Origin of the sequence: Pseudarthrobacter cremeus (assembly GCF_051857465.1) — a bacterium.
Classification (GTDB): domain Bacteria; phylum Actinomycetota; class Actinomycetes; order Actinomycetales; family Micrococcaceae; genus Arthrobacter.
On the sequence record NZ_JBPZHC010000011.1, the window covers coordinates 114069 to 127680 of the forward strand.

Annotated in this window: 12 protein-coding genes; 4 read left to right on the forward strand and 8 right to left on the reverse strand. The window is 65.1% G+C overall.

The genetic code is table 11. The annotated features are described in order from the left end of the window. The first annotated feature begins 201 nt into the window (after positions 1–201). Entirely contained in the window at positions 202–1629 is a 1428-nt protein-coding gene (gene phoH2, locus ACS5PJ_RS18680; RefSeq protein ID WP_439436360.1) for an RNA 5'-3' helicase PhoH2, read from the forward strand. Between the two features lie 208 nt (positions 1630–1837). On the opposite strand, the gene ACS5PJ_RS18685 is transcribed toward phoH2, so the two are convergent. Further along, positions 1838–2485, reverse strand: a complete 648-nt coding sequence (locus ACS5PJ_RS18685; protein WP_439436361.1) for a GNAT family N-acetyltransferase — start codon at positions 2483–2485, stop codon at positions 1838–1840. 48 nt (positions 2486–2533) lie between these two features. Then, on the reverse strand, positions 2534–3328 hold the full coding sequence (locus tag ACS5PJ_RS18690) for a hypothetical protein (RefSeq protein WP_439436362.1): 795 nt from the start codon (positions 3326–3328) through the stop codon (positions 2534–2536). 60 nt (positions 3329–3388) lie between these two features. On the opposite strand from ACS5PJ_RS18690, the gene ACS5PJ_RS18695 reads away from it, so the two are divergent. Further along, positions 3389–3943, forward strand: coding sequence for a prepilin peptidase (locus ACS5PJ_RS18695; RefSeq protein ID WP_439436363.1), 555 nt, complete (start codon positions 3389–3391; stop codon positions 3941–3943). A gap of 205 nt (positions 3944–4148) precedes the next feature. Further along, on the forward strand, positions 4149–5684 hold the full coding sequence (locus tag ACS5PJ_RS18700) for an HNH endonuclease signature motif containing protein (RefSeq protein ID WP_439436364.1): 1536 nt from the start codon (positions 4149–4151) through the stop codon (positions 5682–5684). Between the two features lie 291 nt (positions 5685–5975). On the opposite strand, the gene ACS5PJ_RS18705 is transcribed toward ACS5PJ_RS18700, so the two are convergent. From ACS5PJ_RS18705 to ACS5PJ_RS18725, 5 genes are all read right to left on the reverse strand, one after another. After that, on the reverse strand, positions 5976–7703 hold the full coding sequence (locus ACS5PJ_RS18705) for an MDR family MFS transporter (RefSeq protein WP_439436365.1): 1728 nt from the start codon (positions 7701–7703) through the stop codon (positions 5976–5978). Further along, entirely contained in the window at positions 7700–8365 is a 666-nt protein-coding gene (locus ACS5PJ_RS18710) for a TetR/AcrR family transcriptional regulator (protein ID WP_439436366.1), read from the reverse strand. The genes ACS5PJ_RS18705 and ACS5PJ_RS18710 overlap by 4 nt, the downstream gene beginning before the upstream one ends. A 136-nt stretch (positions 8366–8501) precedes the next feature. Beyond that, positions 8502–9923 carry a class II fumarate hydratase gene (locus ACS5PJ_RS18715; protein WP_439436367.1) on the reverse strand — a complete coding sequence of 474 codons (1422 nt, stop codon included), beginning with the start codon at positions 9921–9923 and terminating at the stop codon, positions 8502–8504. 76 nt (positions 9924–9999) lie between these two features. Next, entirely contained in the window at positions 10000–10614 is a 615-nt protein-coding gene (locus ACS5PJ_RS18720; protein WP_439436368.1) for a carbonic anhydrase, read from the reverse strand. 9 nt (positions 10615–10623) lie between these two features. Beyond that, a complete protein-coding gene (locus ACS5PJ_RS18725; protein WP_439436420.1) occupies positions 10624–11304 on the reverse strand; it encodes a DUF4245 domain-containing protein in 681 nt (226 codons plus the stop codon). A gap of 220 nt (positions 11305–11524) precedes the next feature. Here ACS5PJ_RS18725 and glpX point away from each other — a divergent pair, with 220 nt between their 5' ends. Continuing rightward, positions 11525–12547 (forward strand): class II fructose-bisphosphatase, encoded by a 1023-nt coding sequence (gene glpX, locus ACS5PJ_RS18730; RefSeq protein WP_181365305.1) that lies wholly within the window; start codon positions 11525–11527, stop codon positions 12545–12547. Positions 12548–12632: 85 nt separating this feature from the next. Here the strand turns inward: glpX and ACS5PJ_RS18735 are convergent, their stop codons facing one another. Then, positions 12633–13610: a lipid II:glycine glycyltransferase FemX gene (locus ACS5PJ_RS18735; protein ID WP_439436369.1), complete on the reverse strand. Its 978-nt coding sequence runs from the start codon at positions 13608–13610 to the stop codon at positions 12633–12635. Positions 13611–13612 lie beyond the last annotated feature (2 nt).

Genomic DNA, 13612 nt, shown 5'->3' on the forward strand with positions numbered 1-13612 from the left:
GAATCGCCGACGGATGAAAGGGGAAATTATTGGCCGTGGATTTACGTTGTAACCATCAGCAGGCAAAACCGCCGGCTGTTCGGGGAGGCCAGTACATGGAGCGGATTTTCGCACCGGTTGTATGGGAGGCCGGATCCGGCCTCCAGGCCGAACCGCCTCACCAATAACAATTCCGGGCGTGCGCCCGGGGCTGGAGTCGATGTGGCTACTTCTGAACTACTGCCTGAGGTCGTTTCCGAGGGACAGAAAGCTACCTCTCGCGCCGCGCGAGTTACCCCCCAAACCGGTTCAGCAGACGAACGATCTGCGGCCGGTTTTGCTGTCTCCGGAAGGGAAGCCACCATTAGCAGCTTCGTTATTGACACCTCCGTTCTGCTCTCGGATCCGCGGGCGCTGCTGCGCTTCGCCGAGCACGAGGTCATTGTTCCCATTGTGGTGATCACCGAACTTGAGGGAAAGCGGCACGACCCCGAGCTGGGCTACTTTGCCCGCAAGGCACTTCGGCTGCTCGATGATCTCCGGGTCAAGCACGGCGGACTGAGCCAGCCCATCCCCATCGGTGACGACGGCGGCACCCTCATGGTGGAACTGAACCATGTTTCCGCCGAGGTACTGCCGCTGGGGTTCCGCAGCGGCGACAACGACAGCCGCATCCTGGCTGTGGCAAAGAACCTGGCCAACGAGGGCCGCAACGTGACGGTGGTGTCCAAGGACCTGCCCATGCGAGTCAAGGCATCCGCCATGGGGCTGACTGCCGACGAGTACCGCAACGAACTGGTAAAGGACTCCGGCTGGACAGGGATCGCGGAGGTGGAGGCCAGCGAGGAAGAGATCTCCACGCTCTACGGCCACGAGCCGGTCTTCATCCCGGCCGCCGCCGAAATGCCCGTCAACACCGGCCTGGTGCTTCTGTCCAACCGCGGCTCTGCCCTGGGCCGTGTGGGCGCCGACAAGCAGGTCCGGCTGGTCAAGGGGGACCGTGACGTCTTCGGCCTGCACGGACGCTCGGCTGAACAGCGCCTCGCCATCGACATGCTGATGGACCCCGCCGTCGGCATTGTTTCCCTCGGCGGACGGGCCGGCACCGGCAAGTCCGCTCTTGCCCTCTGTGCAGGCCTGGAGGCGGTCCTGGAGCGCCGGGAGCACCGCAAGGTCATTGTGTTCCGCCCGCTCTACGCTGTGGGCGGCCAGGAACTTGGCTACCTGCCGGGTTCCGAGTCGGAGAAAATGAACCCCTGGGCCCAGGCGGTTTTCGACACCCTCGGCGCCCTGGTCAGCCAGGAAGTCGTGGAGGAAGTCATGGACCGCGGCATGCTCGAAGTGATGCCGCTGACCCACATCCGCGGACGCTCCCTGCACGACGCCTTCGTGATAGTTGACGAGGCGCAGTCACTGGAGAAAAACGTCCTCCTCACCGTAATGAGCCGCATCGGCCAGAACTCCAAGATCGTCCTCACCCACGACGTCGCCCAGCGCGACAACCTCCGGGTTGGACGGCACGACGGCATCGCCGCCGTCGTCGAAACCCTGAAAGGACACCCGCTCTTCGGCCACATCACGCTGACCCGCTCCGAGCGCTCGCCCATCGCCGCCCTGGTAACAGAGCTTTTGGAGGGTGCTGAGATCTGAGCTCGTGGGGTACGGTTCGCCAGGGGCCGTGGTTCCGTTCGTCGGGCCACGGCCCTTCGGTGACCGGCGCACACGTCAGGCGGCGGCGCTTCGGGCATGCGCGCATCCCGGCGCATCGGGCCAGAGGTCGCGCAGCGACCGATGTAGCCCCTATGCGTCGTGTCTAAGCGCCGGCGAAGTGTTGCCGCGTGGCGGAGCCAACGACCCCTCAGCCGACGCCGAGGAACTTGGCCGCGGCTTCGTGGCCTTCTACTCCCAAGGTCCAGGACGGGCGCTTGAAGCTGGCTGTGGTGAGGCGGACATTTTGGACTTCCTCTGCTTTGCCGCCCCAGGATTTCCGGGTGACGCCGTTGAGCTCGTAGCCAAGTGCCCGGGAGACTCCCAGTGAGGCGGCGTTCCACAGGGCAGCTTCCGACTCCGCAACCTCTGCGCCGAGCCAGTCAAACGCATAGAGCGCGACGGCGGTGCGCATCTCCTTGCCCAGCCCCTGGCCTTGGACGGACTGCTTGAGCCAGGAGCCCGTGCTCACGGTCTTGAGCGTTGCAAAGTCTTTCGCGCCGATGTCCTGGCAGCCGATGAACTCGCCTTCGAGCCAGATCCCCAGGAGCAGCGTCCAGTCTTCGGGGGTGAATCCGCCGCGGCAGCGCCAGTACCAGCGTGCCATGTTGGGCCCCAGCTCCTCCGCGGGAAGTTCCGTCCAGGGAATACTGAAGGGATTCCGGCCCTGGGCGTGGATTCCACTCCGGGCGGCCGCCACGGCCGCCGGAATATCCTCGTCGGTTATGGGCCGCAGGGTCAGCCGCGGTGTACGCAGTGTGAGGCCGAATACGGGCCAGAGGGAAGTCAGCGCGGTCATCAGGGAAGCCTAGCCCACGGACCCCCGCACTCCTTGCCTCAGGCTTGCTCAGGCGGAGATGTCCCAGCTGATGTGCCGCCGGACGTCAGTGAGGTTCATGGACTCCGCCAGGAAGAGGTCGTCCAGCATGTACTCGTCCACCGCGATGATTCGAAGCCAGTGTCCGTAGTCAGACGTTGCGGTTTCCAGGGACCGGCTTGCCACACAGACGGCTGTCTCCAGGTCAATCCGCACCCGGTTTATGCCGGCCTGGCATAGTGGGGCTGCAGAGTCAGCAGGGTGGTAGGCGGCGGTGGGCCTGACGACAGCCTCGAGCGCCGCCCGTCCTTCGTGATCAATGTGCCGGACGTCGCTGATTTCCACAGCGTTGCTGCCCGGAAATTCAAGGGGGACCGGAGCGTTGCCGGCCAGCTCGACCGGATCGAGGGCTGCCGAGAAACGGCCGTTACCGAAGCCTGGTTCGCCGTACGCCGCCTCGGGGCGGCGCCTGACCAGGCCGCCGTCGTCGTACACGGGCGCCACCAGGTGTGGGGGAAGCAGCCACGACTTCCGTGTGGCACTGACGTAGAACCCGTCCTTGGAATCGTTGATTCCCGTAGTGCTGTGGAGGACAAGCCCGCCGGCCGTTTCCAGGCGCAGCGCGCCCGGCCGGCGCAGCCAGGCGCGTACCAGCGGCGCTGCGGGGTCGGGGGCGTCGGCAAACGGCTCGTCCCAGTATTCGAAGCGCAGGCTTTGCCACTTCCAGGGTGAGGACCTGCAGAGATTCCGGAACACTGTGGTCAGGTCCGCGGACCCGTGGCCGCGGTCCGGATCCGGCCGGCGCCTTGTGTCCCATGTCGACATATCCACAGTTTACGCGCGGGGCGCTGCGGCGTGAGGGCAGAATCCAGTAGCATCCGAGGGGTGATCCGACGACTGGACGAACTTTGGGATGTGGCCCCGCCGGCCTTCTGGCTGGTCCTGGCGGCGTGCGTCTACTTTGTGGTGATGGCCGCCCGCCTGACCGTTATCGACGTGCGCCATCATCTGCTGCCCAACCGCATCGTCTTCCCCTCCTACGCCGTGGCAGGCGTGCTGCTGGTGACGGCAGCCATCGTGCTGGCTGTAGCCGGTCCCGCGCCCGGGTGTGCACCGGAGGGTGGCGCGGAAATCCTGGGTGTACCTGCACTCCGGATTCTCGCCGGGGGAGCTGTCCTGTGGGTGTTCTACTTTGTCCTGCGGCTGGTTTACCCGCCCGGAATGGGATTTGGAGACGTGAAGCTGGCCGGAGTCCTGGGCATGTACCTGGGCTACCTCGGCTGGGGTCACATCTTCGCCGGTACCTTCGCAGCCTTCCTGCTGGGGGGACTGTGGTCCATTGCCTTGCTTGCGGCACGCCGCGGCACTTTGAAGTCGTCCATACCTTTCGGTCCGTTTATGCTGGCTGGTGCGGCGGCCGCTATGTTGCTGCCTGCCTGAGGTCTGTTGCCGGCGGGATTTACCCGGACTGAGCGGACGCTTCAGTCCCTTTGCCTGCCACCCGCCTTATCGCAGCGAAGCTCGCTGAGGCGACGTGGTCACCCGGTCACCAGCTTGTTTGCTGAGCTTGCACCAGTTTCCCGGGTTATCCACATAGGCCTTTTTCTGCGCTGTTTTTGTCGGTGCCTCGCAGGATGATGGGGGTATGGAAAGCACGACGGCGGATGAGGTGTTGGAGCGCATCATGGCGTCCGCCGTTGCCCCCGTCGTAGCCGCTGGCCGTGCCGTTGCCCCGGCCCCACGTTTTGGGAGTCTCGAGGGCGGCGCCAGCGACGCCGATTTTCAGGACGATGTGCTTTTCCCGTCGGATCCTTTGCGCCGGCGGAAGGATCAGTGTCTGGACCGGCTGGCGGAGATTGCACGGGGCGAGGCGCGGACCGCGGCGGAGAAGGTCCGCGTTATTGCGGAATTAGTCGAGGTGTCCTCGGCGTTGGCCGCACCGGCGCAGTCGCCGCAGGAGGCCACGGCCCAGGAGATGGCGTTGGTCGCGGAGGTCGCGTGTGCCTTGACGGTCGGCGAACGGACCGCCTCAGCCCTGCTGTCCGAGTCCCACGCCCTGACGACTGGTTTGCCGTTGACCCTGTCCGCGCTGACGGCCGGGTCGTTGTCGTGGCAGCATGCCCGGGTGATGGTGGATGAGACCACCAATCTGGACCCCGGCGCCGCGAAGGCGTTGGAGGCGCACTTTTTGGACCCCGGGGTGGAGAACCCCCACCGGGGCTGCCCGGCCGGGGAACTGGTTCCCTCCAGGTTCCGGCATAAGGCCCGGATCTGGCGGGAACGGCACCACCCGGTCAGCATCGAAAAACGCCACGCCCGGTCGGTGGCGGACCGGCGGCTGGAATACCGGCCGGACCGGGACGGGATGGCCTGGCTGTCCGCGTACCTGCCCGCGGATCAGGCCGTGGGGATCTGGAACCGGGTAACCGCGGCGGCCCGGGCGTTGCAGGGCCCGGACGAGGACCGCACCCTCACCCAGAGGCGGTCCGACATCACCGCGACCCTCCTCCTCGGCGGCGACGCTGACAACCTGCTTCCCGACGGCTCCGGCGGCACAGGGGAAATTGCCAGCCAGACGGGCGGACGTGTCGCGGGGCGGGTGCCCTCGCCGCGGGCGCAGGTCCTGCTCACCGTGCCCATCGTGGCCCTCCTCGGTGTCACGGATGAGCCGGCGATGCTGGACGGGTACGGGCCGATCCCGGTCACCATGGCGCGAAGGCTCATCGCGGACGGCGCCACGTCCTTCCACCGCGTTCTGATAGATCCCAGGGACGGTGCGCCGTTGGAGATCGGCCGGACCAGCTACCCGGTCACTAAAGCCCAACGCCAATGGCTGCGGCTGCGGGACGGGAAGTGCCCGTTCCCCGGCTGCAGCAACCAGTCCCTGGACAACGAAGCGGACCACCTCCTCGCCTGGACAAAGGGCGGCAGCACCGGGATCAGCAACCTCGCCCAGCCCTGCCCGAAACACCACAAGCTGCGGCACACCGGCGGCTGGGAACCCGGCCCGGCCACCAAAGACCATCCGCCGGGCTGGACCTCACCCACCGGCAGACATTACGCCAGCGAATACCCCGACTGGGAACCACCACAACTGCCGGGACACCTGCTTCGGGAGCTAAGCAGTCTCAGTCCAGCTTCGCCGAAGCGCGGCCGCGCCCAGATCCCTGAATTGCCATAGACCAAATCCCGGCGGGACGCGTAACGGTCAGGCTGGGGCGGCCTGACGCACAACAGGGGCGCCGCAACCCCCAAAGATTGCGGCGCCCCTGCGGGTCTGTTTTTGCAGGGTGAGCCAGGGAGTCAACGGCTTGCCTGTCAGTCGTCCCGTCTGGTGAGTCGTCCGGTTTGGTGAGTCGCCCCGTCTGGTCAGTCGCCCCGTCTGGTCGGTGGTCCGGTCTGGTCGGTGGTCCGGTCTGGTCGGTTGTCCCGAATGCCCTGAAAAATCGGCTCAGTCAACCGACCGCTCCGGTCACCGGGGCTGGGAGGCCAGTTCGTCGTCGTCTTTCGAGACCTCTAAGCCGTGGCCCGCAGCATCGTCTGAAGTACCGTTGTGCCTGGGGGTAGATGCCTTCTCTGCCTTCCCGTGAAGCAGAGCCAGATGCTCTGCCTCCAGCCGGTCGGCTTCCGCCCCGCCCACAGCTTCACCTCGGGCCACCATTCCTGCGGTGTCAGACAACGGAATCTGCCTGAGGGTGATGGCCAGGAGCAGGGCCGCCGCGATGAACGGGATGAGGTACCAGAACACCGGAGCCAAGGACTCGGCATAGGCGTTGACGATGGCGTCCCGCAGCTGCTCCGGAAGCTGGCTCAAGGCCTGCGGATCGAGGGTGCTGGTGGACCGGGAGGCCTGCTCAGCCGACGCGCCGGCCCCCGTGAAAGCCGTGGTCAGGGATTCGGACAGCCGGTTGGTGAAGATTGCCCCGAAAACCGCGACGCCCATGGCCGCGCCGACTTCGCGGAAGTAGTTGTTGGTGCTGGTGGCGGTGCCGATCTGGTCGGCGGCCACGGAGTTCTGCACCACGAGCACCACCACCTGCATGATCAGGCCCAGGCCTGCACCAAAGATGAACAGCTGGACGCAGATGACCCAGATGGGGGTGGCCGCCGTAAGGGTTGTCATCCAGAGCATGGCTGCCATGGTGAAGGCCGCGCCAAGGATGGGGAACATCTTGTACTTGCCGGTCTTTGAGATCCGGATTCCCGAGTAGATGGAAGTGCCCATCAGGCCCACCATCATCGGCAGCATCAGCAGGCCTGACTCGGCGGCGGAAGTGCCCGAGGACATCTGCAGGAAGGTGGGCACAAAGGCGATCGCCGAGAACATGCCCAGGCCCAGGGTGAAACCGATGGCGGTGGCGTTGACGAAGATCGGGTTCTTGAACAGGCTCAGAGGAATGATCGGATCCTCCGCGCGGCGTTCCACCATGACAAACGCGGCGGCCGAGACCACCAGCCCGGCGCCGAACGCCCAGGTCAGGGGTGAGTCCCAGCCTTCGTCCTTCTTGCCACCAAAATCGGTGAAGAAGATGAGGCAGGTCGTGGCGGCGGACAGCAGCACGACGCCCAGGATGTCGATCCGCTTTTCAGCCTTCTTGTTCGGCAGGGTCAGGGTGAACCAGGCGATGGCGAAAGCAGCGATGCCGATAGGGATGTTGATGTAGAAGGCCCACTCCCAGGTCATGTGATCCACGAAGAAGCCGCCGAGCAGCGGGCCGGCGACGGCGGAAAGTCCGAAGATGGCACCCAGCGGTCCCATGTACTTGCCGCGGTCCTTGGCAGGCACGATGTCGGCAATGATGGCCTGCGAGAGAATCATCAGTCCGCCGCCACCCAGCCCCTGGATGGCGCGGAAGATGACGAAGCCCCAGAAATCGGTAGCCAATGCGCAGCCAACGGAGGCCAAGGTGAAGAGGGCGATGGCTACCAGGAAGAGGTTGCGCCGGCCCAGGATGTCACCGAACTTGCCGTAGATGGGCATCACGATGGTGGTGGCCAGCAGGTAGGCGGTGGTGATCCACGCCTGGTGCTCCACGCCGCCGAGCTTTCCCACGATGGTGGGCATCGCCGTTGAAACGATTGTCTGGTCCAGGCTGGAGAGCAGCATGCCGGCGATGAGCGCGGAGAAGATGATCCAGATGCGTTTCTGGGTCAGCAGCAGCGGTCCTGCTGCTGCCTTGGGACTGAGGGTGGTGCTCATGACTGTCCTTCTGCGGGTACGGGTTCTTCAAAGTTCTGGGAAAAGAGCTGGCGTGCGGCGGAGATGTTCTCCAGCAGCAGCTCCCGGTAGGGGCGGGTATTGCCGTCGGAGAAATAGACCATGCTGGTTTTCCGCGCGATGTTCCCCAGCAGGACAACCGCCATCTTTACCACGGGGTGCTCTGGGGAAACGCCTTCGCGGAGGGCCAGGACGCGGGCGAATTCGGCCTCGCGCTCCTCAGTGGCGCCGATGATCTTCAACATCAGCTGGGGTTCCTTCTTGATGACGCCGATCAGCTGGCGGGTCTCCTCTTCGGAAGCAGCCATGTTCTCGGACAGGTCCAGGGAGAGCGCCACCAGATCCTGGAAAAGCGTGGGGGAGATATCGCCGGGCGCGGATGACCCGCCGCGGGAAATGAAATCCTCAATGACGTTTTCAGGAATTTCGTCATCCACGTGGCCCAGGATGGCGTCTTCTTTGGTGGGGAAGTAGTTGAAGAACGTCCGGCGTGAGATATCCGCCTGCTCGCAGACCTCTTCCACCGTGTAGCCGTTCAGTCCCCGTTCGGCGGTCAGTTTCCGCGCGACGGCGGTAATGGCAGCCCGCGTCGCCGCGCGCTTCCGCTCGCGGAGGCCGCCTTCAATAATTGCACTCTCAGTCACAAAGTAAATATTTGCACTAAACCACACCTAGTGCAACTTTAGTGGGCATCACCGGACCATCGCGGGGACCAGTTAACGACGGCGGCCGCCCACCTCCGGAGGAAGGTGAGCGGCCGACGTCGTGCTGTCAGTAAATCTATGCCTTGTGCGGCGGGCGGGTCATGGACATAACGTCCAGGGCGGTGTCCAGCTGCTCTTCGGTCAGCTCGCCGCGCTCGAGGAAGCCCATGGCGATAACGGTCTCGCGGATGGTGAGCCCTTCAGCGACGGCCTTCTTGGCGATCTTGGCCGCGTTTTCGTAGCCGATGTGCTTGTTCAGCGGGGTGACGATCGAGGGGGAAGCCTCGGCCAGGAAGCGGGCGCGCTCCACGTTGGCGGTGATGCCGTCGATCATCTTGTCGGCCATGACGCGGCTGGTGTTGGCCAGCAGGCGGACGGATTCGAGCAGGTTGGCAGCCATGACCGGGATGCCGACGTTCAGTTCGAAGGCGCCGTTGGTGCCGGACCAGGCGATGGCGGTGTCGTTGCCAATGACCTGGGCGCAGACCATGATGGACGCCTCGCAGATGACAGGGTTGACCTTGCCCGGCATGATTGAGGAGCCGGGCTGCAGGTCCGGGATGGCGATTTCGCCGAGGCCGGTGTTCGGGCCGGAGCCCATCCAGCGGAGGTCGTTGTTGATCTTCATGAAGGAGATCGCGATGTTGCGCAGCTGGCTGGACGCTTCGATGAGGCCGTCGCGGTTGGCCTGGGCCTCGAAGTGGTCGCGGGCCTCGGTGAGGGGCAGTCCGGTGTCGGTGGCGAGCAGCTCGATGACGCGCTCCGGGAAACCGGCGGGGGTGTTGATGCCGGTGCCAACTGCCGTGCCGCCGAGCGGAACTTCAGCAACGCGGGGGAGCGAGGCGTTGATCCGCTCGATGCCGTAGCGGACCTGGGCTGCGTAACCGCCGAATTCCTGGCCAAGGGTGACGGGGGTGGCGTCCATGAGGTGCGTGCGGCCGGACTTGACGACGTCCTTGAACTCCACGGCCTTGCGCTCCAGCGACTCGGCCAGGTAGCCAAGCGCCGGGATGAGGTCGTTGATCAGGGCCGAGGTGGCTGCAACGTGAACGGACGTGGGGAAGACGTCGTTGGAGGACTGCGAGGCGTTGACGTGGTCGTTCGGGTGGACAACTTTGTCGCTTCCGGCGGCCTTGAGGGCGCGGCTGGCCAGCTCGGCAATAACCTCGTTGGTGTTCATGTTCGAGGACGTGCCGGAACCGGTCTGGAAGACGTCGATGGGGAAGTCGCCGTCGTACTTGCCGGCAGCCACCTCATCGGCAGCGTCGGCAATGGCCTTGGCGAGCTCGCCGTCGAGCACTCCCAGTTCAGCGTTGGCCTGGGCAGCAGCCTTCTTGACCCGGGCGAGCGCCTCGATGTGGGCGCGCTCCAGGGTCTTGCCGGAAATGGGGAAGTTCTCAACTGCACGCTGCGTCTGTGCACGGTACAGGGCGTTCACGGGGACGCGGACTTCGCCCATCGTGTCGTGTTCAATGCGGAATTCTTCAGTGGAAGTCATGGGGCTAGCTTAGGGCGATTGGCGGCCCGGGCTAAAACCGTGAACCGCATGCTACGGGCCGTGTTCGGGCAGGAGGTTAAAGCTCGCCGATCCCCGAAACCACGTTCGCCCGGCCCTCCGCCAAGCTGTATGACAGGCCAATGACGGCGGCGCGGCCCTTTTCGATTGCGTCCGAAATCACACGCGAGCTGTCCACCAGGCGCTGCGACGTCTGTTTGGTGTGCTCCACCACCATGTCGTTGACCTCATGCTGGTCATTCCGCAAGGAGGTCAGCACCGAAGGGGTGATCCGCTCGACGAGATCCCTGATGAATCCCGTGGGCATCTGCCCCGTCTCCACGGCGTCCTTCGTGGCACTGACCGCGCCGCAGCTGTCGTGCCCCAGGATCACGATCAGCGGCACCCCCAGAACGCTCACGCTGTATTCCAGCGACCCCAGGACGGCGTCGTCAATGACCTGGCCTGCCGTGCGGACCACAAAGGCATCGCCGAGGCCGAGGTCGAAGATGATTTCGGCGGCGAGCCTCGAATCGGAGCAGCCGAAGATCACGGCAAACGGATGCTGGTTCTCAACAAGTGAGGACCGGCGCGAAGCATCCTGGTTCGGGTGCGAGGATTCGCCGTTGACAAAACGTTCGTTGCCTTCGCGCAGACGGCGCCAGGCGAGTGCGGGGGTGAGGTAGGTAGCCACGCGCCTACTTTACGGGGCCGTGCCGGGAGAGGGTGAAACTGTGACGGCCGGTGCGGCGTCCATGGACTTCACGACGGCGGCCGCCAGGACAGCGAACTCGTCCAGCTGGGCACTTCCCGTCAGGACAACGGTGGTCCCGCGGTAATTGAGGACCATGCTCTTCTCACCCTTGCCGGTGTCCCGCAGTTCCCATTCCTGTCCGCCGGCACTGCGTTTGCCGGTGACGGGGGCGCTCTTGGTCTGCTGGACGAGCCAGGTGGGGTTGGGCTGGCGGGTCTGGACCAGGCCGATGAAGGAATCCTTGGGCGTCAGGAACCCCACTTCCCAAGTGGGAACGCCGCTGCCGCTGCCGGACTCCCACCGGGCGTAGTTGGACGTAAAGGCGCCGCCTGTTTCGGGCGCCACCGGTGTGAATCCCGCCACATCCGTGGCGTTCCGGGCCACCTCGCTGACGTCAATATTGGGCCGAAAGCCATCGCTCTTGGGAAGCGGATTCATCAAGACGATGGGCAGGAACGCGGCGATGCTGACAACCAGGGCAACGATCATGCCGATCACGGATGCATTGGCGCGCTTCGCCGCGGCAGCCGGAATGACGGGGCGTACGGGGCCGGATTCGCCCGCGCGGACATCCTCGCCCGGGCGTCCAGGGTCGGAGGGATCTGGCGCCGGGTTGGTTTTTTCCTGCATTTCACTCACCCCTCTATAGTCGCGCATGGACGGGCCCAACTCACATTCGGGCCTACGGACAGGGTCCGGGGGTGCCATGTTGCGGGGCCGCGTCATGGCGCGCCCGGAAGATGGCGCCGCGACTATGATCAGTACCAGAGGAATCACCGCATGGCTGAATCCGGCCGAGCGGGTCCAATGATCGCCACTCGAAGAAGAGGTTCACGTGTCACCTACGCCCATGACCCAGCAGTATTCCACGATCTCCCCGTCCCTGGCCGTGGGAATCGACGAGCCGGACCGCAACCTTGCACTCGAACTCGTCCGCGTCACCGAAGCCGCGGCCATCGCCGGCGGCCACTGGGTGGGCTTCGGCGATAAGAACAAGGCCGACGGCGCCGCCGTCGACGCCATGCGCTCCTTCCTTGGCACGGTCCACTTCAACGGCGTTGTGGTCATCGGCGAAGGCGAAAAAGACGAAGCCCCCATGCTGTTCAACGGCGAACACGTTGGTGACGGCACCGGCCCGGAGTGCGACGTCGCGGTGGACCCCATCGACGGAACCCGCCTGACCGCGCTGGGCATCAACAATGCACTGGCTGTCCTGGCAGTCGCTGAGCGCGGATCGATGTTCGACCCCTCCGCCGTCTTCTACATGGAGAAGCTCGTCACCGGCCCGGAAGCAGCCGACATGGTTGACCTCCGCCTGCCGGTCAAGCAGAACCTGCACCTGATCGCCAAGGCCAAGGGCGTAAAGGTCAACCAGCTCAACGTCATGATCCTGGACCGCGACCGCCACCGCCCGCTGGTTGAAGAGATCCGCGAAGCCGGCGCGCGCACCAAGTTCATCATGGACGGCGACGTTGCAGGAGCCATCGCCGCAGCCCGCTCCGGCACCGGCGTCGACGCCCTGATGGGGATCGGCGGCACGCCGGAAGGCATCGTCGCCGCGTGTGCCATCAAGTCCCTCGGCGGCGTCATCCAGGGCCGCCTCTGGCCCACCAGCGACGACGAGAAGCAGAAGGCCATCGATGCCGGCCACGACCTGGACCGCGTGCTCTCCACCAACGACCTCGTCTCCAGCGACAACTGCTACTTCGCGGCTACGGGCATCACCGACGGCGACCTCCTCAAGGGTGTCCGCTACTCCAAGAACACGGTCCTGACGCAGTCCATCGTGATGCGCTCCAAGTCCGGCACCATCCGCTTTGTCGACGGCGAGCACCAGGCCAGCAAATGGGAAGGCTACGCCCGCAAGAACTAGGAGTTCCTGCACTCCGCGGAACGAACATCTGAGGCCCTGGATCCACACGGATCCAGGGCCTCAGTTGTTGGTGGTTCGGGTGGACTCAGTGCTGCTTCGCCATTCGCGCGCGAAGGGCTGATGTGAGCGAGGTGAGCCTGTCCCTCAGCTTGCGGGCCGACTGGTAGGCGTTGTAGCGGAGCTTCTTCACCGGGAGGTCCCAGGTGCCCGGGTACGCCGCCTCGTAGCCGCCGAAGGACTTCTTGAACGAGGTGAAGCCTGCCCATTTGTGGTCCGGCGCATCCGCCGGCGCCACACCCCACAGGTCCACGTGCTTCAGGCCCTTGTCCTTGGCGTCGGCCATCAGCGTTACCAGGAGCGGGATGCCGGCACTGAGCTTACGGTGGGTGTCATCGAGGGCGGCGTGGGCATAGGTGCGGGTGTCGGCGGAATCGTAAGCCAGCGCTGCCGCAATGGGTTCACCATGGAGGTCGGCAACAAAAAGCGTGGCCGCCCCGGCCGGCATCAGGGATGCTGCAACCCGGGTCAGGTACTCGTCGCTTTGGGGCTTGAACCCGTTGCGGCGCGCTGTCATGTGGAGGAAGTCGAGCAGGATCCCGATTTCGTCCGGGTCCTGCGAAGACCGGAAAGTGACACCTTTTTTGTGGATGTTCCGGTAGAGGTTCCGGTTGACGGGCTTCATCTCCGCCAGGACCTCCTTGAAATCGCGGTCGAGGTCCACGATCCATGTGAGTTCAGGCTGCTGGTTCACCGGGGCGGGCTGCAGGCCCCGCCGGCCCAGTTCCGCGGCAGCGGACGCCGGCTCAAGCCCGGCAGAAACAGGCTCGATGCGGACAAACACGGCCCCGCAGGAACGCGCTGTTTCCACCAAAGCCGCGAGGGCGGCGTCGAACGCGGCGGACGACGAGGCGACTGGCCCGTAAGGCGCATACAGCACCTTGCCGGCGGCATTCTTTTCCTCGACCGCCAGGAAGCTCCAGCCGGGGCCGGACTGCTGATGGACGGTGCGGCCGAGGGAGGACAGCGTGTCCGCCCAGGCCTGAGTCTGCAGGAAATACTCCACCG

Coding starts and splice junctions, on each gene's coding strand:
- ACS5PJ_RS18685 (WP_439436361.1), bottom strand. CDS start 2,485: ATGACCGCGCTGACTTCCCTCTGGCCCGTATTCGGCCTCACACTGCGT.
- ACS5PJ_RS18690 (WP_439436362.1), bottom strand. CDS start 3,328: ATGTCGACATGGGACACAAGGCGCCGGCCGGATCCGGACCGCGGCCAC.
- ACS5PJ_RS18700 (WP_439436364.1), top strand. CDS start 4,149: ATGGAAAGCACGACGGCGGATGAGGTGTTGGAGCGCATCATGGCGTCC.
- ACS5PJ_RS18705 (WP_439436365.1), bottom strand. CDS start 7,703: ATGAGCACCACCCTCAGTCCCAAGGCAGCAGCAGGACCGCTGCTGCTG.
- ACS5PJ_RS18715 (WP_439436367.1), bottom strand. CDS start 9,923: ATGACTTCCACTGAAGAATTCCGCATTGAACACGACACGATGGGCGAA.
- ACS5PJ_RS18725 (WP_439436420.1), bottom strand. CDS start 11,304: ATGCAGGAAAAAACCAACCCGGCGCCAGATCCCTCCGACCCTGGACGC.
- glpX (WP_181365305.1), top strand. CDS start 11,525: ATGACCCAGCAGTATTCCACGATCTCCCCGTCCCTGGCCGTGGGAATC.